The 26,670-nt window shown below is 62.7% G+C and carries 18 protein-coding genes and 1 tRNA gene; 17 read left to right on the forward strand and 2 right to left on the reverse strand.

Annotated features, from left to right (window positions below; genetic code table 11):
- The first annotated feature begins 45 nt into the window (after nucleotides 1-45).
- The 10 genes from C1924_RS05855 to cyoD all read left to right on the forward strand — a co-directional run bounded on the left by C1924_RS05855 (nucleotide 46) and on the right by cyoD (nucleotide 14,144).
- The gene (locus C1924_RS05855) at nucleotides 46-1,050 is read left to right on the forward strand and encodes a 2-hydroxyacid dehydrogenase (RefSeq protein ID WP_108764446.1); all 1,005 of its coding nucleotides are present in this window, start codon (nucleotides 46-48) and stop codon (nucleotides 1,048-1,050) included.
- A 36-nt stretch (nucleotides 1,051-1,086) separates the two neighbouring features.
- A tRNA-Thr gene (locus tag C1924_RS05860) sits at nucleotides 1,087-1,162 on the forward strand.
- A gap of 958 nt (nucleotides 1,163-2,120) precedes the next feature.
- The gene (locus C1924_RS05865) at nucleotides 2,121-2,567 is read left to right on the forward strand and encodes a hypothetical protein (RefSeq protein WP_108764447.1); all 447 of its coding nucleotides are present in this window, start codon (nucleotides 2,121-2,123) and stop codon (nucleotides 2,565-2,567) included.
- A gap of 433 nt (nucleotides 2,568-3,000) precedes the next feature.
- On the forward strand, nucleotides 3,001-7,236 hold the full coding sequence (locus C1924_RS05870; protein ID WP_254051216.1) for an RHS repeat-associated core domain-containing protein: 4,236 nt from the start codon (nucleotides 3,001-3,003) through the stop codon (nucleotides 7,234-7,236).
- On the forward strand, nucleotides 7,233-7,556 hold the full coding sequence (locus C1924_RS20265) for a hypothetical protein (RefSeq protein ID WP_159094758.1): 324 nt from the start codon (nucleotides 7,233-7,235) through the stop codon (nucleotides 7,554-7,556). Before C1924_RS05870 ends, C1924_RS20265 begins: the two co-directional genes overlap by 4 nt.
- A 1,921-nt stretch (nucleotides 7,557-9,477) precedes the next feature.
- A complete protein-coding gene (locus C1924_RS05875; RefSeq protein WP_108764449.1) occupies nucleotides 9,478-9,834 on the forward strand; it encodes a hypothetical protein in 357 nt (118 codons plus the stop codon).
- A gap of 290 nt (nucleotides 9,835-10,124) precedes the next feature.
- The gene (gene cyoA / locus C1924_RS05880; protein WP_108764450.1) at nucleotides 10,125-11,168 is read left to right on the forward strand and encodes a ubiquinol oxidase subunit II; all 1,044 of its coding nucleotides are present in this window, start codon (nucleotides 10,125-10,127) and stop codon (nucleotides 11,166-11,168) included.
- A 2-nt stretch (nucleotides 11,169-11,170) separates the two neighbouring features.
- On the forward strand, nucleotides 11,171-13,168 hold the full coding sequence (cyoB, locus tag C1924_RS05885; RefSeq protein WP_108766984.1) for a cytochrome o ubiquinol oxidase subunit I: 1,998 nt from the start codon (nucleotides 11,171-11,173) through the stop codon (nucleotides 13,166-13,168).
- The gene (gene cyoC, locus C1924_RS05890) at nucleotides 13,165-13,803 is read left to right on the forward strand and encodes a cytochrome o ubiquinol oxidase subunit III (RefSeq protein ID WP_108764451.1); all 639 of its coding nucleotides are present in this window, start codon (nucleotides 13,165-13,167) and stop codon (nucleotides 13,801-13,803) included. The genes cyoB and cyoC overlap by 4 nt, the downstream gene beginning before the upstream one ends.
- Nucleotides 13,803-14,144 (forward strand): cytochrome o ubiquinol oxidase subunit IV, encoded by a 342-nt coding sequence (gene cyoD / locus C1924_RS05895; RefSeq protein WP_108764452.1) that lies wholly within the window; start codon nucleotides 13,803-13,805, stop codon nucleotides 14,142-14,144. Before cyoC ends, cyoD begins: the two co-directional genes overlap by 1 nt.
- A 206-nt stretch (nucleotides 14,145-14,350) precedes the next feature.
- On the opposite strand, the gene C1924_RS05900 is transcribed toward cyoD, so the two are convergent.
- Entirely contained in the window at nucleotides 14,351-16,408 is a 2,058-nt protein-coding gene (locus tag C1924_RS05900) for an EAL domain-containing protein (protein ID WP_108764453.1), read from the reverse strand.
- 203 nt (nucleotides 16,409-16,611) lie between these two features.
- Between C1924_RS05900 and radA the strand changes: the two genes are divergently transcribed.
- The 4 genes from radA (at nucleotide 16,612) to C1924_RS05920 (ending at nucleotide 22,979) form a co-directional block, all read left to right on the forward strand.
- Complete coding sequence (gene radA, locus C1924_RS05905) at nucleotides 16,612-17,991, forward strand: DNA repair protein RadA (RefSeq protein ID WP_108764454.1); 1,380 nt, start codon at nucleotides 16,612-16,614, stop codon at nucleotides 17,989-17,991.
- A 217-nt stretch (nucleotides 17,992-18,208) separates the two neighbouring features.
- On the forward strand, nucleotides 18,209-20,065 hold the full coding sequence (locus C1924_RS05910; RefSeq protein ID WP_108764455.1) for an ATP-binding protein: 1,857 nt from the start codon (nucleotides 18,209-18,211) through the stop codon (nucleotides 20,063-20,065).
- A gap of 57 nt (nucleotides 20,066-20,122) precedes the next feature.
- Nucleotides 20,123-22,429, forward strand: a complete 2,307-nt coding sequence (locus C1924_RS05915) for a tetratricopeptide repeat protein (protein ID WP_108764456.1) — start codon at nucleotides 20,123-20,125, stop codon at nucleotides 22,427-22,429.
- A gap of 82 nt (nucleotides 22,430-22,511) precedes the next feature.
- Entirely contained in the window at nucleotides 22,512-22,979 is a 468-nt protein-coding gene (locus C1924_RS05920; protein ID WP_108764457.1) for a hypothetical protein, read from the forward strand.
- A gap of 95 nt (nucleotides 22,980-23,074) precedes the next feature.
- On the opposite strand, the gene ccsA is transcribed toward C1924_RS05920, so the two are convergent.
- Nucleotides 23,075-23,866 (reverse strand): cytochrome c biogenesis protein CcsA, encoded by a 792-nt coding sequence (gene ccsA / locus C1924_RS05925; protein WP_108764458.1) that lies wholly within the window; start codon nucleotides 23,864-23,866, stop codon nucleotides 23,075-23,077.
- A gap of 122 nt (nucleotides 23,867-23,988) precedes the next feature.
- Between ccsA and ffh the strand changes: the two genes are divergently transcribed.
- The 3 genes from ffh to C1924_RS20530 all read left to right on the forward strand — a co-directional run.
- Entirely contained in the window at nucleotides 23,989-25,365 is a 1,377-nt protein-coding gene (ffh, locus tag C1924_RS05930; protein WP_108764459.1) for a signal recognition particle protein, read from the forward strand.
- A gap of 89 nt (nucleotides 25,366-25,454) precedes the next feature.
- Nucleotides 25,455-25,889 carry a hypothetical protein gene (locus C1924_RS05935; protein WP_159094759.1) on the forward strand — a complete coding sequence of 145 codons (435 nt, stop codon included), beginning with the start codon at nucleotides 25,455-25,457 and terminating at the stop codon, nucleotides 25,887-25,889.
- 305 nt (nucleotides 25,890-26,194) lie between these two features.
- Nucleotides 26,195-26,670 (forward strand): transposase (locus tag C1924_RS20530; RefSeq protein ID WP_254051217.1); only part of this gene is annotated, 476 nt, incomplete at its 3' end.

Consider the following 26,670-nt stretch of genomic DNA (forward strand, 5'->3'; position numbering starts at 1 on the left):
GCCGGTGCGCTATGGTCTGCGCAGGATTTCCGTGTAGGCCCGCCCATGCAGATTGCCGTCTTCAGTGCCCGTCCCTATGACCGGCGCTTTCTGGAAGAAGCCAACGCGCGCGACGGCGCCGGGCAGGGCTTCCAGTTCGTCCATTTCGACGCCGCGCTGGATGTGCACACCGCTGCACTGGCGCAGGACTGCGCCGCGGTCTGCGTGTTCGTCAACGATCGCCTCGATGCGCCCGTACTGCAGGCGTTGCATGCATTGGGCGTGCGCGCCGTGCTGCTGCGCTGTGCCGGCTTCAACAATGTCGACCTGGCCGAAGCCGCACGGCTGGGATTCTTCGTGGCCCGCGTGCCGGCCTATTCGCCCGAAGCCGTGGCCGAACATGCGCTGGCCCTGGTGATGACCCTCAACCGGCAGACCCACCGCGCCTACAACCGTGTGCGCGAAGGCAACTTCATGCTGGATGGCCTGCTCGGCCGCACCCTGCACGGGCGCACCGTGGGCATCGTCGGCACCGGCAAGATCGGCCTGGCCACTGCGCGCATCTTCCGTGGCATGGGCTGCACCGTACTGGGGCATGATCCGTATCCCTCGGCGGAGTTCGACGGGGTAGGAGAGAGCGTCGCGCTGGACGAACTGCTGGCCCGCGCCGATATCGTCTCGCTGCACTGCCCGCTGACGCCGGACACCCAGCACCTCATCAACGATGCCTCGCTGGCACGCATGAAGCCCGGCGCCATGCTGGTGAACACCTCGCGCGGCGGCCTGGTGGATACCCATGCGGTGATCCGCGCGCTGAAATCGCGGCGGCTGGGGCACCTGGCGATTGATGTCTACGAACAGGAAAGCGCGCTGTTCTTCCAGGACCTGTCCGGCGAGATCATCGACGACGAGGCCTTCCAACGCCTGATGACCTTCCCCAATGTGCTGGTGACCGGCCACCAGGGCTTCTTCACCGTGGAGGCTCTGCAGGAGATCTCGGCCATTACCCTGGGCAACCTGGCCGATTTCGCGGCGGGGCGGGCGTGTGGCAACCGCGTTCGGGCGGATTGACCGACGGGGTGGGCTGCCCGTAAAATCGCCTGCTCAGCCGGAATAGCTCAGTTGGTAGAGCGGCGCATTCGTAATGCGTAGGTCGCAGGTTCGACTCCTGTTTCCGGCACCAGTTGTAGAAGAGCCCCGGCCCAGGTCGGGGCTTTTTGTTTTGGTAGTGCCGGCCGCTGGCCGGCAACCCGTAGTGCCAGCCCATGGCTGGAAGCCCTAGTTTCCGAACCTCGCGGCCTGCCAGCCACGTCGGCTTTCCAAACGCTTGTTACCTCGCCCGGTCCCCGACCTGGAAACCGCAGCCGGCCATTACTGTGCTATGAATACCCCGCCCTGCTCCAAAGTTTTTCAGGGATTGAAAGGATGCACAGGTTCGGGGGAGCTGCGGGCGGTGTGTCGACCCGCGTTGGAGGTTGTGGAGATCGAATTCTGAAGTTGGGAGCGTTCGGCGCGTGGCTGTGCTGCCTGCTGCTGATTGGCTTGGGCGTGTCGCCGGCCGCTATCGCTCAGACGACGGTCACGTAGATTCACACTAAGGTTCAGCGGGGCAATACACGAATCAATGAAGCCAAGAGCCGTGGTTGGCCGGACAGTACAAAGATTCCAGTCAATGAACTTCCGAAACTTCCCGACCACATGGATCAGAATCCGCTCGGTTCCTATGGAGGCCTGTGATATGGATGATAGGTTCGAAGAGGAAGTTAAGAGAAGTGCGCTGCATTTCATGTTGCAATCAGCGCTCATTGAGATTCGTGCATCAAATTAAGTTAATGCTGCTAAGAAGTTTGCCGATGTGTTTCATAATCTGCCGATGAGCCTTGCTCAAGTGTTCGGCGATCAATGATTACGGTGCGAAATTCCTAATTTTGTTGGAAAGGGCGAAGCGATCGGGTCTCGAAAGCTATGTGCAGGAACTGCATGCGGTTGCCATACGGGCCGTAACTCGAGGGATTGATTAGGCGGTTAAGCAACTCAGCGGGGCTGTGGGAATTAATCCAGTCCCACAAGTCGCCAGGTCCGCATTGCCGCGGGGCTGGCAGTCTGGACGTGCAATTGCACGCTGCGGGGAATTTATTTGAATGGAGATTGACGATCATGCCTTTCTTGCGCGCCTGCTTGAATCAGGTGTGCTGGTTGTTGGCAGCGATATCGATTCTGCTCAGGTGAGCGATTACTGGTCGGGGGCTATCGAAGTTCCCGGCCCTATTGATGCAGACGTCATCGCTTACTTGGCCCGTGGCGAAACCGAGGCGCTGATCGGTGCCGCCCTGTGGGTAGTACGCAATCATTTTCTGTCCGGCTCGCATCCTGCGTTGCACATGCGCCTGGTTCACTGGCTCTACGCCCAGGATCGACTGCCCAGATCCGAGTTGCTGGGGCTGCTCGCGCTGTTGTCGTACCAGCATCTCGATCAGGAGTGCCAGGCGATTGCCTTGCTTGCGATGGAGATGCTGGATGAGGGCCGGCCGGACGAGGGGCTGGATTTGATAGAGCTGATGCTGTCTGCCGGTAGCTGCAGTGCATAGCCGGGAGGAAGGCCGCAGCACTGGTCTCGCAGTAGTGCCAGTCCATGGCTGGCAAAATCGAAGCCGATGAGTTGTCGCATCCTGCGCACTGAATCAGCCGATTGCGTCAGGCTGGCCCTGCCAGTCAGTCACTCACGCATTCAGACAAGCCGCTTCATACAAGTTAAGGTACGCGGAAGGCGTCACGCGACTAACCTGCCATCAAGCCGTCTGTGGCGATGCATTTCATAGATGCCAATCAATCAGTGGGCTCGCGACTTGCCTTGTCGTGTCCGCCACTTACTACGCATGTAACAATTAATAAATCCCAACCAGCTGATACTCATCGGCGACAGCACCCACCAAAAATGGTGTGCCATCATCGTGTTACGGTAGCGTCAATTGCAATCGCAGTTCAGTGGAGCACGTTATCAATAGTCGCCAAGGAGGGAGTATGAAAGAATTCGCATTGAGAGTGGCTATTCTGCTTGTGTTGACGCTGCACAACAAAGCGCTGGCAGACACTACGGTGTATGCATCCAGGGGTGAGGCCTATGCCGCATGCATGGCGGACGCGGTCGCTGGACTTGCTGCCTATGTAAATCCGCCGTTCAACGCAACAAAATACGCCTGTGATATCAATAACGATGCTGTTGCAGTCATGTATTCGGATATTTGGGCCAGGCCTTGGGAGGGGGCAGACTACAGGTGGAATAGGTGGCACGCATTCGAGTGGCAGGATAGCACCCCCTCTAGTGAATTACTCGGTCCTCAAGCGTGTGGCGTAGGGCCGACTCATTACGGAAATCCGATAAATTCTGCGACCGGTAATAAATACCAGATCGAGAAGGATTTCGACGCTTTCAATGGAAATTCCTTTGGTCGATCATACAACAGTAAATATGTTGCTTACCGCGGCGGGGCCCTCGGGCCGGGGTGGACGCATTCTTATGAATATAAGGCTGTAATTGATTCTTCCGGATGGCTTATAAGGTTGTTCAGGCCGGATGGTTCTGTCATAGATCTATTCAAGTCATATGATGGCGCGTGGTCTTCTCGGTCAAAGCAGCACCCAGTCACCGCTACTCCAGTGATTGAAAATGACGTGTGGGCTGGATTCATATTGTCAACCGGATTGCCTGGGCAGGATGAGTACTATGACGCGCAAGGTGATCTTATGGCCCTGCATGTCGGAACTCATGAAGAGCTGGTTTTCTCTTATACCAGCGTGGCGGGGCGGCAGCGAGTTGCGGAAGTGCTATCCAAGGCCGGGCGCAAGATGCGGTTTCAATACTTGCCTTCTGGATTTTTGGATAGAGTCATATCGTCCGATGGAGCATTCGTTGAGTATGAATATTCAAGCGGAATTCTATCTTCTGCAAAATATAGTGACTCGACGTCCAGGTCCTATGCATATTTTGCGAGCGCCGCTGGTCAGCCAGATGCTGCGCGCCTTCAGGCAATCACCGACGAAGCGGGTCAGGTTTTCGCAAGTTTCGAATATGACTCTTCTGGCAGAGCGACGCGAACCTCGCATGGAACTGGCGTAAACTCATACGGTGTTGTGTATGATGCATATTGGCGATTCATAACTCTACCTAATGGCGCCACAACGCGGCTTATGATCCAAGGGGGGGGTAAGCTTTTGGTTCGGTCCGCACTTACGTATTGTCCTGGCTGCAGTACTGATTCGGTTGATTATGAATATTCTGCATCCGGCAGTCTCTCGGCGATAATTAAAAACGCGGTTCGCACTGAATACGATATGGATGACTGCGGGTTTCGTCGGAAGGTGACTGAGGCTGTTGGGACGGATGCTCAGCGGGTCGTTGAGCAGGATCGTGATGCAGTCTGGAAGTTGCCTGCACAGAAAAGGACGATTTCTGCCGCGGGCGAAATTATCAGGAGGGAGAATCGGAGCTACAACACGCGCGGTCAAATAAAAAAGATTGAAGTGCTGACGGCTGAGGGAGTTCGTACGCATTCATTCGGCTATTGCGAGTCGACATCCGCTACCTGTCCTGTTGTGGGGCTGCTTGCATGGAGCAGCGCGCCTGCGCCAATGGGGGCATCGACAACGACATTCAGCTATTTCGCGGCTGACGATGCTGGGTGCGCCAGCAGTGGTGGGACGTGTCGATGGAGAAAAGGAGACCTTGCAAAAGTCACGGATGGCTTAGGTCATGTCACCGAGACGCTCGCCTACGATGGTGCTGGCCGTCCAATGTCGGTCAAGGACCCCAACGGGGTCATCACCGACTACGAGTACCACGCGCGCGGTTGGTTGACCGCCACCAAAGCGCGCGGTGCCAATAACGGCACCGAGTCCGACGACCGCATCATGCGTATGGAGTACTGGCCCACAGGTCTGGTCAAGAAGGTCACCCAGCCCGACGGGGCTTTCACCGTCTACACCTATGATGCTGCCCATCGCCTGACCGATGTCACCGACAGCGCCGGCAACACGATCCGCTACACTTTGGACAATGCAGGCAACCGCATCTCCGAAGACACCAAGGACGCGAGCGGAGATCTCAAGCGCACCTTGAGCCGGATCTACAACCAGCTGGATCAACTGGCGACCCAGGCCGATGCGACGGCCAATGCGACCGACTTCGGCTACGACGCCCATGGCAACACCGCGCTGGTCACCGATGCGCTGGGCAAGAAGACCCAGTCCGACTATGACCCGCTCAACCGACTGAAGCGCACTCTGCAGGACGTGGGTGGGATTGCGGCCGAAACCGCCTTCGCCTATGACGCTTTGGACAACCTGACCGAGGTGATCGATCCCAAGGGCTTGAAGACTGCGTACACCTATAACGGCCTGGGTGATCTGACCGAGCAGGTCAGTCCTGATACCGGCACCACGCTGTTCACCTATGACGACGCGGGGAATCGCACCACACAAACCGACGCGCGCAACAAGACCACTACCTACACCTACGACGCCCTTAACCGCCTGACGGGCATGGCCTACGCCAATGCCAGCTTGAACGTTACCTACACCTACGATATTACCCAGAGCGCATGCACGGCCACCGAAAGCTTCTCAGTGGGGCGCCTTACCAGGATACAGGACGGCAGTGGTTACACCCACTTCTGCTACAACCGCTTTGGCGATCTGACCCGTAAGGTACAGACGGTCAACGGCGTGGTCTTGACCCTGCGCTATGGCTACGCCCCCGGCGGCCAACTCAGCACGATGACCTATCCCGATGGTGCGGTGGTGGACTATGTTCGCGATGCGCAAGGGCGCATTGCCGAAGTCGGCGTGACCTCGAGTGCGGGCGGGCGTCAGGTGCTGCTGACCGGCGCCAGCTATCACCCATTCGGTCCGGTGGCAAGCTGGACCTACGGCAATGGACGGCAGATGGTCCGAGCGCTGGACCTGGACTATCGCCCGGCTGCGATCCATGACGGGAGTCCCGGTGGGCTTTCATTAGGGTTCAACTACGACGAGGTCGGTAACCTGGTGGGGCTGACCCAGGCGGGCAGCACCTTCCCAGAGGTTGGCTTTGGCTATGACGCCCTTGGTCGGCTGACCCAGTCCAAGGACGGCCCAACAGGCACCGTGATCGACGGCTATGGCTATGACAAGACCGGCAACCGCACCAGCCTGACCACCGCAGCAGGAACGGTGAATTACACCTACCCAACCACCAGTCATCGCCTGGCTCAGGTCGGTGCCATCCCACATAGCTACGATGAGGCGGGCAACACGGTCAAAATCAACGGAAGCGCCAAGGAGTTCGTCTACGACGAAACCGGACGGATGAGCAGTGTCAAAGTCGGCGGGGCGACCATGCGCAGCTACAAGTACAACGGCAAAGGCGAGCGGGTGCGCAGCTTCCTCGGCACATCCAGTACCTATACCCTGTACGACGAGGCCGGGCGCTGGCTGGGCGACTACGGCGCCAACGGTACTCCGGTCCAGCAGGCGATCTGGATGGATGATCTTCCGGTTGGCCTGCGCACAGCTGCAGCCGGGACCTTGACCTACATCGAGTCAGATCACCTGGGCAGCCCGCGCGTGGTCATCGAGCCGATAGCCAATACTGCAATCTGGAAGTGGAGTCTCAAGGGTGAAGCGTTCGGGGCCACAGCGCCGGAGGAAGATCCTGATGGCAACGGCATCGCCTTCAATCTGGATATGCGGTTCCCAGGGCAGCGCTATGACACAGCTACTGGTCTTAATTACAACTACTTTCGCGACTACGATTTGGGCACGGGGCGTTATTCGCAGAGTGATCCGATTGGTTTGGGCGGTGGAATCAGTACGTACAGCTATGTAAGTAGCAGTCCGCTAGCGCATTCTGATCCGCTGGGCTTGGTTGACCACACTTCTGGGCGCTGGATCGAGTGTGGAAAAGGATGCAGGATTCGCATTGACTTCACATTTGATTCGAAATCTGGCGCAAAAAAACGACATCTTCACTGGGAGTGCAAAGGCAAAGAAGGTGAATGTGGTGAATATGGCCAGCCATCGCATGGTGGTACATGGGATGATGCACCCAGTTACATTCAAGAGTGCGCGCGAAGAAATGGGTTTGCCGGTGATTCGGTTGGTAGGGAGGATTCGAGTGCCAGGTTCAAAACTCTTGAAGTGAGTCCTGGAACTAAGGTTGTTTTGTACGTGGGTGGTGCTCTGCTCTTTATTGCTGGAACTATTACGGGTGCTGGATCATGAGTGGCGTTATATTAAATGATGTGGATTTGCATGATGCGATTGTTCAGAGGATCGATATTGATATTCTTGCGGGTGTGATCACTGTCGATGTCAGCTTTTATGAAGCCTTGGAGAGTAAGCAGAGAAAGCTTGGTGTCATAAAATTTCAAGGAGTTCGGAATTCTTCTTTGGTGTTGGATTTTATTTCGCTGTTGGACAACTCAAGATCGGGTAATGTAAATAGCTGGGATCCCGCGGCTTTGGGTGGGAATTCTAATATCAGGATGCTTGATGGGTATATCTCTATTGGCTCGACAAAGGTTGAGTTGACGGAAAGATGAAGTTGCCCCGGGGTGGTGCGGTAGCGAGCTCGATGCAAGCTGGCCGCTAGAGCGGTCGCCTAGCCGCGACTGCTTGCACGGAAATGCATGGCAGACACAACCCGTGGGCGAGGAAATCAAGCGTCGTACCACTCCAGAAGGTTAAGTCCTTGAGGAAGGCGGATGCGTTGATGGTGTGTTGAATGGTTGCTGGCGACTTTGGCGTGTCGCAGGGAAGATCATTTCAGAAGGAAAATTCTAGGATGGACAAGCCGGAGGCTTGGGCTGGATTTGGAACGACGCTGGTTTGCTTACGTGTGAAAGCTGGTACGTCAAAGGCGAATTGCACGGTAACAATCGTAGCTGGCGGAGAATGGCTAGCTAAAGGAAGAAGGTGTGTTTGAGCATGGCCAATGTGCGCTTACACCTAGTACAACAACGATGGTTCGGTATGGCGAGAAAAGAATTTCTTCCTGTAGATCGCCAGAGTCCTTGTTTCACAGCAGAAGCCCCGCCAGGAGCGGGGCCTCTGCTGGGCTGATGTTGGTCCAGGTCATTCGGCGCTGCCGTCCATTCGCATGGCTGTGTGTATTCATATCGGAATTTTCAGGGGGCGGGCCTGTCTTGCTACTACTTTCAGGCGTCCATTGACACAGTTGGTAGCAAGGGGGCGGACCTTTTTGGTTTTGCTGCATGCAGCCGCGAATGGCTGGGACGTATGGGTGACGACAATGCATGCATTCCAAAGTTCGTCGTCGTGGAGGAAATCAGCTTCAAGGCGGTTGAACATGTCGTCAAAATGGTATGCGTCGCCGTGCCGTATGGGGGGGGCGGAACGAGGTTTCCCAGAAGTTGGCGGGACTGATGGGCTGGGAGTTTTAAGGCTATGTCCGGTAGATGCGCGGCGAGCAAGTATGCATTCCTGCTGACATCATCCGCCTTAACTCCTGTAAGTTCGTCGTGTCGATCTGCTGTGTTGACTCTTGTCGGCCCTCTGCTTCTAGTTGGCGCAATGGGTTGTTAACGAGGGCCATTCGAGGAGCTGGTGATAGTTGCGGCTTCAAGCGTGGGCCTAGCGCAACGCCAAGAGGTGGCGCTGGTTGAAGGAGTTAACCTTGTGCGATCTGCCGCAGATAAAATCGAAGATCGGATGAGCCAGGTTGGCCAGATGAAGAGACTGAAGTGACTTCTGGCTGCAGAGCGGCCACCTCTGGTCGTCGCAGTGGGGCTTGGGACGATCTTTGGATACGGAGCTGGATGGCATTAGGGAGCATTACTGGCGGCTGTGGTCTTTCTGGTCTTGCAGCCCTTCATGCTGCTGCCATTTTTCCGGATGAATCGATAGCGCGACTTGCGGTTCAGCCAGTAGTGCCGGTTCACGGTTGGCAGAGCCGAATGCACCAACATGTCGCGTCTGGCATGCCAAAATGGCCAGTCACGTCAAATTCCCCCGCGCCACTCGCCAGCCACAATCCCCGCACACCCTCCGCCTACGACGAGTGGTAAGCGGAAAACGTCACGCGCCCCAGTACCCACCATGTCATTCACGACACCAAGCGTCGCACGCACCCGCGCACCAGCACATTCACGCCTTCTACTGTCGCCTCCATCCCTCCCCACGCATGCAACAATTCCCACCGCGCTCTCGATTCATCAGAAACATTCGTATTTTTCTCATTGAATCGATACTGCAGGCGTAGACACCATGACACGCCACCGAAAAAGGGTGGCCGGGCGTGCAAACCCGTTCATAGCTGTAAGCGCTTGCCAGCCGGCACCGTCCTGAAACGGTGCCGGCTGGCAATCCGTCGGCCTATATGGCGGGCGGTGCGTGGGGGTCTTCGGATCCGCCGGTTTAGCTATGTCCGGTTTGCAACCCGCACCGTCCGCCACCCGCTTTCGCACGGGGGCGCTGTTAAGTACAGCCAAGGAAGCCGACGTCATGACCAACCGCAAGACTCCGCCGTTTTCCATCCGGGAACCCATCAACGACGACGAAAACCCATCGCCCGACCTCAGCACCTTCCAGGGTTGCCTGCGCCGCGTCCGCGATGGGGAGGGCTCCGATGGCATGTTGTGGGAAGAGGAGAGCCTGTCCGAAGGCCGCCGCCAGTCCCTGGCCCGGATCGACCGCGCGGCCGTGGGCATCCTCACCGCCGTGGAGATGCTTCATGCGGCCCGTCGCTGCGAGTCGATGGCCACGCCCGACCGCCATCTGGACGAAGGCGTAGTGGAAGGCCTGTTCTTCGCCTGCCGCGAACTGGCCGAACTGGTGTGCAGGGAAGTCAGGCCGTCCTGATCTTCCGTATTTCCTGAACGCGTTCATCGGGCTGTGCCGATCAAGGCGCCAACCGTCGCAACCGGGTGATCCCGCGCCCCTGCGCACCCGGTGCGACAACGTGTCGCAGCGATATCCGGCCACTTCCTGCGCTGGATCATTGTCAATGCCCTTCTTAAATGATGCGTGACGGCCTAAAATTGAAAGGCTGACTCGACCCCACCTCACTGCCTGTCTCACCGCAGGCGGGACCGGCTTTGGCCGGAGCGGGCAGGACGGGGAACGGCATTCCCTCGCAATTGGATCGACCGATGATTCCGTTGAAAACCCTTGGGCGCTGGTTGCGCCCGGGCCTGCTGCTGTCGTTGCTGGTGATGCTCACCGGTTGCGATGCAGTGGCCATCCTCAGTCCGAAGGGCCAGATCGGCCAGGATGAGAAGACCCTGCTGATCACGGCCACCGTGCTCATGCTGCTGGTCGTCATCCCGGTCATCATCATGACCCTGACCTTCGCGTGGAAGTATCGCGCCTCCAACACCAAGGCCCGCTACGAGCCGAAGTGGTCCCACTCGACGGCGATCGAGGTGGTGGTGTGGTCGATCCCGTGCATGATCGTGCTGGTCCTGGCGGTGCTGACCTGGCGGTCCTCGCACGCGCTTGACCCGTACAAGCCGCTGGAATCGGACGTCAAGCCGGTCACCATCGAGGCGATCTCGCTGGACTGGAAGTGGCTGTTCATCTATCCGGAAGAGAAGGTTGCGGTCGTCAACGAGATTAAGTTCCCGGTCAACACCCCGCTGAACTTCAAGATCACGTCCGACACGGTGATGAATGCGTTCTTCATCCCGCACCTGGGCAGCATGATCTATTCGATGGCGGCCATGGAGACCAAGCTTCACCTGATCGCCAACGAGACCGGTGAATTCCCGGGCATGTCCTCGCACTACAGCGGCCTGGGCTTCGCCAAGATGCATTTCACCGCCTATTCGGTCACCGATGCCGAGTACCGCCAGTGGCTGGACCAGGTCCGCGCCGGCAAGGAGACGCTGGACAAGGCCACCTTCAAGGCCCTGGGCGAAGCGAAGAACTCCGAGTGGTACCCGGTCACCTACTACGGCACGGTCGAGGAAGGCCTGTTCGACTGGGTGCTGGCCAAGCACATGGGTGACAACAAGCACTACGGCATGAAGCATTCCCACGCGGGTGCTGCTGCGGCAGATGCGGCCAGCCATGAAGCGCACGAGGGGCATGCCCCGAGCGACGCGCATGACTCCAAGGAATCCGGGAAGAACCTGGACGCCACCGAAGAACACGAACACGCTGGCCATGAAGGCCACATGGGTTCGGGAGAATGAACATGCTGGGAAAACTCTCTCTTGAGTCGATCCCCCACGATCCGATCGTGCTGACCACCCTGGTCGGCGCGGTGCTGGGTGGCCTGGGCGTCATGGCCCTGGTCACCAAGTTCAAGCTGTGGGGCTATCTGTGGAAGGAGTGGTTCACCTCGGTGGACCACAAGAAGATCGGCGTGATGTACCTCATCGTCGCCTTCGTCATGCTGCTGCGCGGTTTCTCCGACGCCATCATGATGCGTACCCAGCAGGCCATCGCCGTCGGCGGGTCCGAGGGTTACCTGCCGCCGCACCACTACGACCAGATCTTCACCGCCCACGGCGTGATCATGATCTTCTTCGTGGCGATGCCGCTCATCACCGGCCTGATGAACCTGGCCGTGCCGCTGCAGATCGGTGCGCGCGACGTCGCGTTCCCGTTCGTCAACTCGCTCAGCTTCTGGCTGTTCGTGTCCGGCGCGGTGCTGATCATGCTGTCGCTGTGGATCGGTGAATTCGCTGCCACCGGCTGGCTGGCCTTCCCACCGTTGTCGGGTATCGAGTACAGCAACAATGTAGGTATGGACTACTACATATGGGGCCTACAGGTAGCGGGTCTGGGTACCACGCTGAGTGGTATCAACTTCTTCATCACCATCTTGAAGATGCGCACCCCCAGCATGAAGCTGATGCAGATGCCGGTGTTCACCTGGACTGCCCTGGTGACCAACGTGCTGATCGTCGCTGCCTTCCCGGTGCTGACCATCACCCTGGTGCTGCTGACCCTGGACCGTTACCTGGGTACGCACTTCTTCACCAATGACGGTGGCGGCAACGCCATGCTGTACATCAACCTGATCTGGATCTGGGGCCACCCGGAGGTGTACATCCTGGTCCTGCCGGCGTTCGGTGTGTTCTCCGAAGTCATCGCGACCTTCTCGCGCAAGGCGCTGTTCGGCTACAAGGGCATGGTGTACGCCACCGCCTGCATCGGCGTGCTGTCGTTCATCGTGTGGCTGCACCACTTCTTCACCATGGGCTCGGGTGCCAACGTCAATGCCTTCTTCGGCATCACGACGATGATCATTTCGATTCCGACCGGCGTGAAGATCTTCAACTGGCTGTTCACCATGTTCCGCGGTCGCGTGCAGTTCACCACGCCCGTGCTGTGGACCATCGGCTTCATGGTCACCTTCACCATCGGCGGCATGACCGGCGTGATGCTGGCGATCCCGGCCATCGACTTCGTGCTGCACAACAGCCTGTTCCTGATCGCCCACTTCCACAACGTCATCATCGGCGGCGTGGTGTTCGGCATGTTCGCCGGCATCACCTACTGGTGGCCGAAGATGTTCGGCTTCCGCCTGAACGAGTTCTGGGGCAAGTGCGCGTTCTGGTGCTGGTTCATCGGCTTCTACGTGACCTTCATGCCGATGTACGTGCTGGGCTTCATGGGCATGACCCGTCGTCTGCAGAGCACCGTGAACCCGGCCTACGAGCCGTTCCTGCTGGTGGCCGCTGTGGGCGCCTTCATCGTGGGTGCCGGCATCCTGTGCCAGATCATCCAGGTGGCCGTGTCCATCCGCGACCGCAAGAAGACCGCCGACCTGACCGGCGACCCGTGGGATGCCCGTACGCTGGAGTGGGAAACCTCTTCGCCGCCGGCCTTCTACAACTTCGGCACCCTGCCGGAAGTCACCGAGCTGGACGATTTCTGGGAGCGCAAGCAGCGTGGTGAAGCCTGGCCGAAGCCGGCCAAGTACACCGACATCCACATGCCGCGCAACACCGGCACCGGTGTGGTGATCGGCGCCTTCAGCCTGGTGTTCGGCTTCGCGATGATCTGGCACATCTGGTGGCTGGCCATCGTTGGCTTCGTCGGCATGATCGCCACGTTCATCTACCGCACCTTCGACCAGGACGTGGACTACTGGGTCCCGGCCGCCGAGGTGGAACGCATCGAGAACGAACACCGCAAGCACCTGGAATCCCAGGGCCTGGTGAAGTCGGAGCTGAAGGCATGAGCACCAATACCTCGACCCTGAGCCACGGGCACGCCGCACACGCGGCGGCCCATGGCCATGACGACCACGAGCACCACGACACCGGCGGCAACACCGTCTTCGGTTTCTGGGTGTACCTGATGAGCGACTGCCTCATCTTCGCCTCGCTGTTTGCCACCTACGTGGTGCTGGCCGGCGGCACCGATGGTGGCCCCGGCCCGAAGGACCTGTTCGAGCTGCCGTTCGTGGCGTGGGAAACCGCGCTGCTGTTGACCTCGTCGCTGACCTTCGGCCTGGGCATGATCGCCATGCACCGCAAGCAGGTTGGCCAGATGTTCCTGTGGCTGGCGGTCACCTGGCTGCTGGGCTTCGGCTTCATGTGCATGGAAGTCTATGAATTCCATCACCTGATCCATCAGGGCTATGGTCCGGACCGCAGTGCCTTCCTGTCGGCGTTCTTCGCGCTGGTGGGTACCCACGGTCTGCACGTCAGCGCCGGCCTGCTGTGGCTGCTGGTGATGTTCGTGCAGCTGAAGAAGTACGGCCTGACCCCGACCAACAAGACCCGCATGGCGTGCCTGAGCCTGTTCTGGCACTTCCTGGATCTCATCTGGATTGGCGTGTTCTCCGTCATCTACCTCAATGGAGCGCTGTAATGGCACATGACAACCATGCACACGACCACGCAGCGGGTGGCGAAAGCCACGGCAGCGTCAAGTCGTACCTGATCGGCTTCGTGCTGGCGGTGGTGCTGACCGTCATCCCGTTCTGGGTGGTGATGTCGGGCGACTTCTCGCGCACCGTCAGCGGTGTGGTCATCGCGGTGACCGCGGTGCTGCAGATGCTGGTGCACCTGGTGTTCTTCCTGCACCTGGACCGCTCGTCGGAAAGCCGCTGGAACGTCAACGCTGCGGCCTTCACCATCGTGGTGATCGGCATCATCGTGGTCGGTACCCTGTGGGTCATGCACAACATGAACGTGCACATGATGCACTGACGTCTACGCGACGTTGCCACAAACAAAAAGGCCGCCCTCAGGGGCGGCCTTTTTGTTTATCGCCGCAGGGTCAGGTAGTGCCGGCCGCTGGCCGGCAACAGTAGATCCACGCCATGCGTGGATGAATCGCCGCGGGGGTCAGAGCCCTTTCCTGCGGAAAGGGATCCGACCCCAAGCAGCCGGCCAGCGGCCGGCTCTACCGCGTTTCAACCCACCTTGAGCAGGAACTCGTCCGGGTCCATCGGCCGGCCCAGGTGGTACCCCTGCAGCTGGTCGCAGCCCAATCCACTCAGGTACTCCTGCTGCTCGCGCGTTTCCACGCCTTCAGCCACGACCTGCAGCTGCAACGAACGCCCCAGCGCCACGATCGACGAGACGATGGCGGCGTCTTCGGCGTTCTGTTCCAGATCGCGCACGAACGCACGGTCGATCTTCAGTTCGGTGGCCGGCATGCGCTTCAGGTACAGCAGGCTGGAATAGCCGGTACCAAAATCATCAATGGAGATATGCACGCCCATCGCGGTGAGGTCGTTGAGGATGGCCAGACTGGCTTCCACGTCCTTCATCGCGGTGGTTTCGGTGATCTCCAGCGTCAGCCGGTCCGGGGCGATCGCATGGCGGGACAGCACGTCACGCACGTTGTCCACCAGCGACGGCGAGGAGAACTGCAGCGGCGAGAGGTTCACCGCCATCGTCCATTCCGGGTGCCCCGAATCGTGCCATTCGCGCAGCTGCGCGCAGGCCTGGTCCAGCACCCAATCGCCGATGGGCAGGATCAGTCCGCTGCGTTCGGCGATGGGAATGAACACATCCGGGCCGAGCATGCCCAGCTCCGGGTGCTGCCAGCGCAGCAGGGCCTCGGCGCCGACGGCCGGCGTACCGGCGGCGACGAACTTGGGTTGGTAGTGCAGGCGCAGTTCGCCGCGGTCGGCGGCGCGGCGCAGATCCTGCAGCAGCCGCAGCTGGCGGTTGGCACTGACCTGCATCGAGGGGGTGAAGAAGGTATAGCCGTTCCGGCCGCCATCCTTGGTGTGGTACATCGCCGCGTCGGCGTGCGCCATCAGCTCACGTTCGGTGGTGGCGTCGTCCGGGTACAGCGCAATGCCAAGGCTGGCACTGACCTGCAGTTCGGCGGCGTCGATCAGGAACGGTTCGGCCACGGCCGCGATGATGCGCTCGGCCACCACCACCGCATCATCGGGTTCGTCGATGGCCAGCACGATGACGAACTCATCGCCGCCCAGCCGGGCGAAGGTGTCCTGCGGGCGCAGCAGACTGCTCACGCGTTCGCTCATGCGCACCAGCAGGCGGTCGCCCAGCTGGTGACCATAGGCATCGTTGACGGCCTTGAAGCCGTCCAGATCGCAGAACATCACGGCCAGGCCGTGGTTGCGCCGCCGTGCCTTCTCGATGTGCTGCTCGATGCGGTCCTGCAGCAGCATGCGGTTGGGCAGCTGGGTGAGCGGATCGTGCAGGGCGGCCTGCAGCAGCTTGTCGTTGGCCTTTTCCAGCGATTCGGCCAGCAGGCCAGTGCGCTCGCGCATCTGCCGGTCGAACAGCGAGGCGACCAGGGCGATGCCGATGGTGCCCAGGGTGGTGACGATGACCAGCACCGCCAGCCAGCGGCTGTCGATACCGCCACCGATCACCGCGCCGCAGATGCTGCCTTCCGGGAAGCGCGCCGCCGCCATGCCGGTGTAATGCATGCCGACGATGGCCAGGCCCATCACCAGCGAGGCCAGCAGGCGCAGGCGGAAGGTGCGCTCACCCTCCTTGCGCAGGCGGAAGGCGATCCACAGCGCGGCACCGGCCGCGCCGATGGCAATGAGAATGGAGGCGGCGAACCACAGCGGGTCATAGTCGATGCCCGGCTGCATGCGCATCGCGGCCATGCCGAGGTAGTGCATGGTGGCGATGCCCAGGCCCATCAGCACCGCACCGGCCAGCAGCCGGCGGCGCGGCAGCTGCGGGCGCGAGACCAGCCACAGCGCGTAGGCCGAGGCGCCGACCGACACCGCCAGCGAGTACAGGGTGATGGCCAGGTCGTAGCCGATCGGGATGGGCAGGTTGAAGGCCAGCATGCCCACGAAGTGCATGGACCAGATGCCCAGGCCCATGGCCGTGGCGCCGCCGGTCAGCCACCAGCGCGCCACCCGGCCCTCGGTCGTGGCCAGGCGGCCGGTCATGTCCAGTGCGGTATAGGACGCCAGCATGGCGACCAGCAGCGAGAAAACAACCAGACTCTGGCTGTAGGTGCCAGTCATTGAGGGTCCTTCGGGGGCGGTAATGGGGGCGTAGCGGCGCGGACTATAGCGGCTGCTCGGTGCTGAACCTTAGAGCAAAAAAGTGTGACGTTCATCTCATAGTCGAAGATGTCATCACCGGGCCGCCCTTATGCCGGCGGTCGCAGCGCCTGCGACGGGCCTCGGCTATCCTCCTTCACCTCCCCGCACCGAAGTCCTTCCCCATGGCCAAAGCCCGCCTCACTGCCTATGTCTGCAACGAATGCGGCGCCGAATACAGCAAGTGGCAGGGGCAGTGCACCGAGTGCAACGCGTGGAACTCCCTGTCGGAAATCGTGCTGGAGAGCGCGGCGGCGGCCAAGGCACCTGCGTCGCGACGGGCGGGCTGGGCCGGCAAGATCGATCCGCCGAAGGTCACCGCCCTGAAAGATGTGGAGCAGACCGAGCACCGTCGGGTCAGTACCGGCATCGGTGAGTTCGACCGCGTGCTGGGCGGCGGCCTGGTCGAGGGCGCGGTGGTGCTGGTCGGCGGCGACCCGGGCATCGGCAAGTCCACCCTGCTGCTGCAGGCGGTGGCGAAGATGGCCGCCGTGCTGCCGGTGCTGTACGTCACCGGCGAAGAATCGCTGGCCCAGGTGGCTGGCCGCGCGCACCGGCTGGAACTGCCGCTGGACGGGGTCAATGCGCTGGCCGAGACGGGCGTCGAATCGATCCTGCAGCACGCGGCCAAGGCCGGCCCGCGGTTGATCGTGGCCGATTCGGTGCAGACCCTGTGGACCGAAACCCTCACCGCCGCGCCCGGCTCGGTCAGCCAGGTGCGCGAGAGCGCCGCGCGGCTGGTGCGGTTCGCCAAGGAAACCGGCACCGCCGTGTTCCTGGTCGGCCACGTCACCAAGGAAGGCGGCATCGCCGGCCCGCGCGTGCTCGAACACATGGTGGATGCCGTGCTCTATTTCGAGGGCGAGAGCGGCAGCCGCTTCCGCCTGCTGCGCGCGTTCAAGAACCGCTTTGGCGCGGTCAACGAACTGGGCGTGTTTGCCATGGGCGACAAGGGCCTGAAGGAAGTCTCCAATCCTTCGGCCATTTTCCTGTCCGGTGCCAGCACCCACCAGCCGGGCAGCTGCGTGATGGTCACCCGTGAGGGCACCCGCCCGTTGTTGGTGGAGGTACAGGCGCTGGTGGATGCCTCGCCGTTGTCCAACCCAAGGCGTGTCGCAGTTGGCCTGGAGCAGAACCGGCTGGCCATGCTGCTGGCGGTGCTGCACCGCCATGGTGGCGTGCTGGTGGGCGACCAGGACGTGTTCGTGAATGTCGTCGGCGGCATCCGCGTGCAGGAAACCGCCGCCGATCTGCCGGTGCTGCTGGCCGTGCTGTCATCGCTGCAGGATCGGCCGCTGGCGGAAAAGACCATTGCCTTTGGCGAAGTGGGTCTCTCTGGCGAGATCCGCCCGGTGCCCAACGGTGAAGACCGCCTGCGCGAGGCCGCCACCCATGGCTTCAAGCGCGCCATCGTGCCCAAGGCCAATGCCCCGAAGGGCGGCAGCGTGAAGGGCATGGAAGTGATCGCGGTCGAGCGCCTGTCCGAGGCGATCGACGCGGCGTGACCCCCGTTATGTAGAGCCGAGCCCACGCTCGGCTGCTTTTCGCCGTGTGTAGAGTCGAGCTTGCTCGACTGCCTTTCCGTATCGAAGCCAACAGCAGTCGAGCAAGCTCGACTCTACACAGCGCGCAGCACAGCAACAGTCAGGTGCCCTGTGCTAGCTTCTCCGGCTCGACGAAGGCGCCCCGTGGCGCCTTGTGTGGCAAGGAGTAATCGATTTCATGCAGGACCCGACGCTCAGCACCCCCGCCGCCGAAATCCGCCGCGCAGGGGTCGATCTCAATGGACTGATGACGGTGCTGGGCAAGCACCTGTATTCCACCCCGATGGTGGCCCTGCGCGAGCTGGTGCAGAACGCGCACGATTCGATCATCCGCCGCCGCATCGAACAGCCGGGGGCCGAACTGCCCTCGCGTATTTCGGTGCAGGTGGATGCTGCGGCCGGCGTGCTGCGCATCACCGACACCGGCGCCGGCCTGACCCGCCAGGAAATCCACGATTACCTGGCCACCGTCGGTGTGGGCTACACCCGTGGCCTGCGCCAGGGCGGTGACGATGAGGATGGCCTGATCGGCATGTTCGGCCTGGGCTTCCTGTCGGCCTTCGTGCTGGCACGCCGGGTGAGCGTGCGGACCACGTCCTACCAGACGCCGGAGCTGGGCCACCTGTACGTGTCCAGCAACGCCGAGCAGTACACCGTCAGCGAAGTGCCGGCGCGCGCCGTCGGCACCGAGGTGGAACTGGAACTGCATGCGGATTTCCTGCCGCTGGCCAACGAGGCGCGCCTGTATGAGGTGCTGGGCCGCTACTGCGCGCTTCTGTCCGAGCCGATCTTCATCGGCGCCGCCAGCGAAGCGCTGAACCCCGAACCGCCACCGTGGCGCGGGCAGGGCGAGGTGGCGCTGCATCCGGTGCAGGCGCGCCGCCAGGCACTGCAGTTTGCCGCGCGCTTCGAGCACGACTTCGAGCCCATCGTGACCGTGCCGCTGCGCGCCGATGCCGACAGCGATGCCACTGGCATGCTGTGGGTGCAGGATGGCGCGACCTACGGCACCAGTGACAACCGCAATCTGTCGGTGTTCGTGCGCGGCATGCTGCTCGATGATGATGCGCGTGACCTGCTGCCGCCGTGGGCGGGCTTCATCGGCGGCGTGATCGAATCCTCGCGCCTGACTCCCACCGCCAGCCGCGAGGACCTGCAGCGCGACGACCAGTACCGCGCCGTGCAGCATGCGCTGCTGGAGGCGCTGATCGATGGCCTGGCCGAGGTGGCGCGGCAGCAGCCCGAAGCGTGGCGACGCGTGCTGGCCCGCCACAACGAAGCGCTGCTGGGTGCGGCCTTGTGCGATGAACGCCTGTTCGAGCTGCTGCTGGAACACGTGCGCGTGCCGACCTCGCAGGGCGACCTGCCGGCCAGCGCGCTGCCCGCACGCGGTGCGGTGCACGTGATTCTCGACAACGGTGGCGGCTTCGAGGAAATGCTGTTCCGCGCGATGGGGGTGCCGGTCGCGCACGGTCATCGCTATGCGGTGGTGCCGTTCCTGCGCCGCTGGACCCAGGCCAAGGGCCTGCGCCTGGTCGAGCTGGGTACCGAACAGGGCAACCGCGCATTGTTCCGTACCGATGACAGCCTGGATGCGGCGCAGCTGGCCTGGCTGGGCGAACATCTGGGTGATGGCGAGCAGCTGCTGCCGGCCCGCTTCAGCCCCGAAGCACTGCCGGTAGTGGTGGTGCCCGACCGCGAGGCCGAGCTGAAGCAGCGCCTGGAAGACGATGAGAACGACAAGCGCGTGTCGATGGCCGCGCTGCGCCTGGCCCGCCAGTTCACCGCGCGCATCGAAGCGCGCGCACCGTCGCGGCTCTACCTCAACCTGGACAACCCGGCCGTGCAGGCGCTGCTGCAGGCCCAGCGTGATGGGCACGCGCAGGCGCCAGCCGCTGCACGCCTGCTGCGTTCGCTGAAGATCATCGTCTCCGCACAGGGCCGCCCGCTGGCCCGCGGCGCGGCCACGCCCGGCCCGGATCTCAACGGCGCCTTCAGCGAGATTGCGGCCGCGCTGCAGCAGATGCTGCGCTGACCACCGCTACACACTTTCTCTCATCCAGCCTCACGCTAGACAGGAGCACCAACCCCCATGGATATCTGGAACTGGGTCGAAAAGCTGCAGGAAGACCTGCGCCAGGCCGGCCAGGCGCAGAATGCGCACCTGCTGACCCGTCTTGCCGACGAAGTCAGTGAACTGCAGGTCGACCGCGTCGATGCGCTGCTGCCCGAGGCGCGTGCGCTGGGCAAGGCGCTGGACAACCCGTGGGTCGACGTCTACGTCGGCCACTGGGCGCTGCGCAACCGCGTGGGCAACCGCGTTGAAGGCGAGAGCGCGCTGGGCGAGGCGGTGGCGCTGTTCGAGCGCGCGCACCGCGACGACACGCTGGAATGCCCGCAGTCGATCTGCGTGACCCAGGATCTGGCCGCCTGCTACGGCAACATCGACGGCCCGGGCTGGGTGCCCGAGCGCATCGAAGTCTGCGACGAAACGCTGGCACGCATCGATCCTACCTGGGCCTGCTTCCAGTGCCTGAGCTGCGAGAAGGCCGATGCTCTGCTGGATGATGGCCGCGCGCAGGACGCGCTGGATTACCTGAAGGCACAGGCCGACGCGGTGGAAGCGCGCGGCAAGGAAGTGTTCGACAGCTTCCCGGAAATGCAGATCAAGATCCTGCTGGCCAGCGGCCGTGCCGAAGAGGCGATGGTGCTGATCGAGCAGCGCGAAGCCGAAGTGGCCGCCGCGGGCGAATACGAACCGGCCAACTGCACGGTGCCGCGCCGCCTGTCGCGCGCCTGGGCGCTGGCCCAGCTGGGCCGCGACGAAGAGGCCCTGCAGCAGCTGGTGCCGTGGAGCGAACTGACTCCGAATACCTGGCGGCTGTGGGCCAACACGGTGGCGCTGCTGTGCAGCCGGAATCCGGCGCGCAATACCTGGGATCTGGGCACGCGCTTCAACACCATCATCGAACACTTCGCCAGTGTGGGTGCCCATCGTCTGGTCATTGAACTGGCGGCGCTGAGCCTGGAACTGGCCCTGCAGCGCGGTGCGCGCTGGGTGGCGCAGCGCCAGCTCGGCCTGGCCCGCACCCATCTGGCGCAGCTGCGCCAGGACCGCGGTGCCAGTGAGCGCGTGGCGGCGCTGGCGGCACGCATCGACGCGCTGCCCGAAGCCGAGCCGCTGCCGGTGCCCGCCGCCGAACTGCTGGCCTGGCTGGAAGCGCGCGGCGAACAGAACGCGTCCCGTGATCCCGAACGCGAGGCGCAGTGGCTGCTGCAGGCGCACGCGCAGTGCCCGGATGATGAAGCGCTGGCCGAGGTGGCCGCATCGGCGCTGAAGGCCTGTGGCGCGCAGGCCGAGGCACAGGCGCTGCTGTGGGCGTTCGTGCGTGGGCATGCCCAGGAAGATGGTGCCGCTGCCTACACCTTGATGCGCTGGCTGGCCGAACAGGGGGACGATGACGGTCTGCGTCGTCTGGCTGACACCTATCGCGGCAGCGTGCCGGTGTTCGCGCACTGGTGCGAAGTGCAGCGCGCACGTCGCGTGTCCGACTGGCCGGCGCTGGAGCAGGCCGCGCAGGCACTGCTGGCGCTGTCGCCGGGCTCGCACGGCGCACGTGGCACGCTGGCCCGCATGTACATGGAAACCGGTCGCTTCAGCGAGGCCCAGGCCTGCTACGCGCAGCTGGTGGAAACACTGGAAGACGCCAACGCCGCGCATTGGGACCACATGAGCGCGGCCAGTGCGGCGCGCGACTGGGAGGCCGTGCGTCGTTCGGCGGCAGCCATCGGCATGGAACTGTCCAGCCAGGAAGGCGTGGTTGAAGAGCCGTGGGGCTGGGTGATCATCCGCAGCCTGGAGCAGGGCGAGCCGATGGAGTACTACGCGCGCCGCACCGGCCCGGTGACCGCACGCATCGTCGAGAACGCGCCGGCCAACCGTGCCCAGCAGGTCAGCGACTGGGTGGTGTTTGATGCTGCGCTGGTGCACCCGGCGCCGGAAGAGGAAGAGCAGCGGCAGCATTTCATTCCCACCTATGCGCAGGTGCACGTGCTGGAGCGCGGTGGTTTCGAGCGCAGCTGGCTGATTGATGGCGCGCACCCGGGCGAAGATGCCTGGAATGCGTTCGTGGAAGGGGCTGAAGCCCAGGGCTGGCAGGTGTGGGCGCACAGCCGCCCCGATTACACCGTGACCGACCCGGATGCGGAGGAGGGCACCCTGCCGGGCCTGCTGTTTACCGTGGCCCAGCCGCAGGGGCATGCGCCGCTGGCGCTGCATCGTTACCTGCAGCAGACCACCGCCGGCTGGTCGCACCCGCAGTGCTGGCTGCGCCTGGCCGAAGCCTGCGACCAGGACCGGCAGCCGCACCTGGATGTGATCGAGCGGTACGGCCTGTAAGGGAAGTGCCGGCCGCTGGCCGGCAACCCTGCGAATTTCTGCGTTGCCGGCCAGCGGCCGGCACTACCTCAAGGAGAGAACCATGCGGAACACACGGATGTTGATGATTGCCAGCCTGTTGCTGTCCCCGACGGTGCAGGCGGCACCGGCCTGCGAGGATGCAGTGGGCGTGGCCCGCGCATTCTTCGAGGCCACTTCGGGTGACGATGGCCGCGTGCTGGACGCACCGATGGGGCTGGTCAGCCCGGTCTTCGCCAAGGCGCTGCGCGAAGAACGTGCCTGTCAGGTGCGCGAAGAGGGCATCTGCACGATCGATTCGGACCCGTGGCTGGATGGCCAGGACGGCGAGATCGACAGCGCCGTGCGCTACGGCTGGAAGCCCGTCTCGGCCACGGCCGGGGAGGTCACGCTGAGCTACTCGGTGTGGAAGAGCGCCCACCTCACCCGCCTGCCTATGGTCCGCCACGGCAAAGGCTGCTGGCAGGTGGACGACGTGATCACCAACGGCGGCCAGTCAGTGCGGAAGATCCTCGCCCAGCCCATTCCCTGAAGGTAGTGCCGGCCGCTGGCCGGCAATGGCATGGGATTGTGTTGCCGGCCAGCGGCCGGCACTACCGTGGGTGCCGACCGTTGGTCGGCACGCCTTTACCGGGTATGCCCGAACACCAGTTCGATCACGAACTGGCTGCCGAAGAACGCCAGCAGCAGCAACAGCATCGCCGACAGCGTCCAGTGCACCGCCTTCACCCCGCGCCAGCCGTAACGGCGGCGGCCGATCAGCAGCACGCCGAACACGATCCACGACAGCACGCTGAGCACGGTCTTGTGCACCAGCTTCTGCGCCAGCAGGTCATCGACGAACAGCACGCCGGTCACCAGGGTCAGGGTGAGCAGGGCGAAGCCGACGGTGATGACCCGGAACAGCAGCGCTTCCAGATCGGCCAGCGGCGGCAGCGCGCGCAGCCACGGGCGGAACTCGCGGCGGCGCAGCGTACGTTCCTGCAGCCACAGCATGATGGCCAGCAGGGCGGCGATGCTCAGCGTGGCGTAGGCCAGCAGGGCCAGCCAGGCGTGGCTGGCCAGGCGCCAGCCCAGTACCTTGCTCGGCTCATGGCCGTAGCCGTGATAAACCGCCAGCAGCAGCGCCGCCAACGGGAACACCACCACGCCCAGCGCCGACATGCGCCCGCGCGCACCCACCAGCGAGGTCAGCCAGGCCATGCCCAGGCCCACCAGCGACAGCGCGGCGAAGAAGTGCATGTCCGGGCCGCCGGTGGTGCGCATCGCCACCAGCACGTGGTAGCCACCGTGCAGCAGCATGGCCGGCAGCGCCGGCCACAGCCAGGTGGGCGAGCCCACGGCCTCATCGCGGCCAAGCGCACGCACCAGCAGGGCGCTGGCGGCCAGATAGAGCAGGGCGGCGATGAGAACGATCATCGTTGCAGTTTCGCATACCCCTGCGGGACTGGCGACGGCCCGGTGGTCGCAGCCCGGGGAGGCGGGCGGACCCGTTATACTGTCTGCCTTATTGTCCCCCGCTTTCAGACAGGTTGCGCCGCATGTTCGAGTCCCTGACCCAGCGCCTTTCCGGCACCATCGAGCGCCTCCGTGGCCGCGGCCGCCTGACCGAGGAAAACATCCGCGAGGCGACCCGCGAAGTGCGCATCGCGCTGCTGGAAGCCGACGTCGCGCTGCCGGTGGTGCAGGCCCTGATCGAGCGCATCAAGGTGCGCGCGGTCGGCCAGGAAGTGCTGAAGTCGCTGACCCCGGGCCAGGCCCTCATCAAGGTGGTCCGCGACGAGCTGACCGCAGTGATGGGCGCCGAAGCCAGCGACCTGAACCTCAATGTTCCCGCCCCGGCCATCATCCTGATGGCGGGCCTGCAGGGCGCCGGCAAGACCACCACCGTGGGCAAACTGGCCAAGCACCTGAAGGAAAAGCGCAAGAAGAAGGTGATGGTGGTGTCGGCCGACGTGTACCGTCCGGCCGCGATCGAGCAGCTGAAGACCCTGGCCGACCAGGTGGGCGTGCTGTTCTTCCCGTCCAGCGCCGACCAGAAGCCGGAAGCCATCGTGCGCGCCGCCATCGACGATGCGCGCAAGTCCTTCGTGGATGTGCTGCTGGTTGATACCGCCGGCCGCCTGGCCATCGACGAAGCGATGATGGCCGAGATCAAGGCCCTGCACGCTGCGGTGAACCCGGCCGAAACCCTGTTCGTGGTCGACGCCATGACCGGCCAGGACGCGGCCAACACCGCCAAGGCCTTCGGCGATGCGCTGCCGCTGACTGGCGTGGTGCTGACCAAGACCGACGGTGACGCCCGTGGCGGTGCCGCGCTGAGCGTGCGCTACATCACCGGCAAGCCGATCAAGTTCGTCGGTGTCAGCGAAAAGCCGGAAGGCCTGGACGTGTTCCACCCGGACCGTATCGCCAGCCGCATCCTGGACATGGGCGACGTGCTGTCGCTGGTCGAGCAGGTCGAGCAGCAGGTCGACAAGGACAAGGCCGCCAAGCTGGCCGAGAAGGTGGCCAAGGGCAAGAAGTTCGACCTGAACGACATGCGCGACCAGCTGGAGCAGATGCAGAACATGGGTGGCATCGGCGGCCTGATGGACAAGCTGCCGGGCCTGGGCAACATTCCCGACCATCTGAAGCAGCAGGTCAGCCAGGGCAAGGAAGTGCCGCGCATGATCGCCATCATCAGCTCGATGACCAAGAAGGAACGCCGCAACCCGAACCTGCTCAACGGCTCGCGCCGCGCGCGCATCGCCAAGGGCTCGGGCGTCACCCCGGCCGACGTCAACAAGCTCATGAAGCAGTACATGCAGATGGAAAAGATGATGAGCAAGATGGCCGGCGGCGGCATGAAGGGCATGATGCGCAGCATGAAGGGCATGATGGGCGCCATGGGTGGCCGCGGCCTGCCGTTCCGTTGATTCCTGGGCGGGGCGCGTGTCGTTATCGGCTCTTGCGTGGCCTTGGCTCTGTTGCTTGACTGTCAGCTGTACCTGACAAGGGAATGCTGATGAACAAGTCGATCGTGGTGATGGCGCTGGCCTTGGCGCTGGTCGCCTGCAAGGACGACACCTCGGTGTCGCAGAAAGCAGGCAGCGCCATCACTGGCACCGCTGCTGATTTCGTCGCCGGGCTGGGCGAAGGCGTTGACAGGAAGATGAGTGTGACGCTGCAGGCCGATCCGGGCCTGGCCGCGCACGGGCTCATGGTCACCCTGGGCAAGAGCCGTGGCATGGGCTCCAAGGAGGCTGCGGTGTACGTGGTGGCCGACAAGGCATTCAAGGGCACGCTGGTGGCGCGCGCGCTGGACGGCGAGGGTGCCGAGATCGGTCGCGCCAGTGCAGAGGCAGAGTTCGCTGCCGATGACGCCCGCTATGTGACCTTCCATTTCAACGAGGAAATGGACAGCCAGCTGGTCCGCACCTACGCGGTATCGGCACGCTGAGCCGACGGTGCGCTTCGGGGCGGAAGCCCCGGTAGCGTCGAGCTTGCTCGACCGCACAGCCAACAGCAGTCGAGCAAGCTTGTATGTTCCCGCCGGCTCCTACGAGGTATGTAGGAGCCAGGGTGGAGGGACCGTCAAGCAAGCATCTGCGGAGTCGAGCCGACAGACGAGTCGAGCGATCCCCATCCCGCACACGAACGTCGATAAAGGATCGTACGGCCCCTTAAAGGGGATCGTCGATGTAGGCAAGCTAACGTCGGTGCGGTACCACCCCAGCCCCTTAAAGATAGCTGGGAGTAGTGCAAATGTCCGATTCTCTTGTGATTGGTCTGGATGTGGACTCCAAGGAGCTCGTGCCAGCGGTGGCCGACTGCAAGGCGGGTGACAGAATCCCGAACACCAAGGCTGGCATCGCCAGATGGCTCAAGACGCTCCCGCCGCGATGCCGGATTGGCATGGAAGCGACCGGTAAGCACTATGAGTTGGTGGCGCGTATGGCTATTCAAGCCGGTCACGTGGTCTACGTGATCAATCCTCGCTGGATCAAGAACTACGGCAAGGCGACCGGCGCGCGCGGCAAGACCGATGCGATGGATGCCCAGGTGATCGCCCGGTACGTGAAGAAAGAAAGCGACCGCTTGCGTGAATACGTGCCACGCAGCGACGAGCAGCAGCAGATGCACGACCTGCTGCGCAAGCGACAGACGCTGGTGGAGACCCGGGCGCGTTTGGAACAGTCCTTCGAGGTCACCAAGAGCGCCCCAGGCGAACTGGCAGATAT

Origin of the sequence: Stenotrophomonas sp. ESTM1D_MKCIP4_1 (assembly GCF_003086895.1) — a bacterium.
Classification (GTDB): domain Bacteria; phylum Pseudomonadota; class Gammaproteobacteria; order Xanthomonadales; family Xanthomonadaceae; genus Stenotrophomonas.

Excerpts from the sequence above, each read along its gene's own strand:
- C1924_RS20265 (WP_159094758.1), top strand. The coding sequence starts at position 7,233 with ATGAGTGGCGTTATATTAAATGATGTGGATTTGCATGATGCGATTGTT.
- cyoA (WP_108764450.1), top strand. The coding sequence starts at position 10,125 with ATGATTCCGTTGAAAACCCTTGGGCGCTGGTTGCGCCCGGGCCTGCTG.
- C1924_RS05920 (WP_108764457.1), top strand. The coding sequence starts at position 22,512 with ATGCGGAACACACGGATGTTGATGATTGCCAGCCTGTTGCTGTCCCCG.
- C1924_RS05855 (WP_108764446.1), top strand. The coding sequence starts at position 46 with ATGCAGATTGCCGTCTTCAGTGCCCGTCCCTATGACCGGCGCTTTCTG.
- C1924_RS05870 (WP_254051216.1), top strand. The coding sequence starts at position 3,001 with ATGAAAGAATTCGCATTGAGAGTGGCTATTCTGCTTGTGTTGACGCTG.
- cyoB (WP_108766984.1), top strand. The coding sequence starts at position 11,171 with ATGCTGGGAAAACTCTCTCTTGAGTCGATCCCCCACGATCCGATCGTG.
- C1924_RS05900 (WP_108764453.1), bottom strand. The coding sequence starts at position 16,408 with ATGACTGGCACCTACAGCCAGAGTCTGGTTGTTTTCTCGCTGCTGGTC.
- C1924_RS05875 (WP_108764449.1), top strand. The coding sequence starts at position 9,478 with ATGACCAACCGCAAGACTCCGCCGTTTTCCATCCGGGAACCCATCAAC.
- ccsA (WP_108764458.1), bottom strand. The coding sequence starts at position 23,866 with ATGATCGTTCTCATCGCCGCCCTGCTCTATCTGGCCGCCAGCGCCCTG.
- ffh (WP_108764459.1), top strand. The coding sequence starts at position 23,989 with ATGTTCGAGTCCCTGACCCAGCGCCTTTCCGGCACCATCGAGCGCCTC.
- C1924_RS05910 (WP_108764455.1), top strand. The coding sequence starts at position 18,209 with ATGCAGGACCCGACGCTCAGCACCCCCGCCGCCGAAATCCGCCGCGCA.
- cyoD (WP_108764452.1), top strand. The coding sequence starts at position 13,803 with ATGGCACATGACAACCATGCACACGACCACGCAGCGGGTGGCGAAAGC.
- cyoC (WP_108764451.1), top strand. The coding sequence starts at position 13,165 with ATGAGCACCAATACCTCGACCCTGAGCCACGGGCACGCCGCACACGCG.
- C1924_RS05915 (WP_108764456.1), top strand. The coding sequence starts at position 20,123 with ATGGATATCTGGAACTGGGTCGAAAAGCTGCAGGAAGACCTGCGCCAG.
- radA (WP_108764454.1), top strand. The coding sequence starts at position 16,612 with ATGGCCAAAGCCCGCCTCACTGCCTATGTCTGCAACGAATGCGGCGCC.
- C1924_RS05865 (WP_108764447.1), top strand. The coding sequence starts at position 2,121 with ATGGAGATTGACGATCATGCCTTTCTTGCGCGCCTGCTTGAATCAGGT.
- C1924_RS05935 (WP_159094759.1), top strand. The coding sequence starts at position 25,455 with ATGAACAAGTCGATCGTGGTGATGGCGCTGGCCTTGGCGCTGGTCGCC.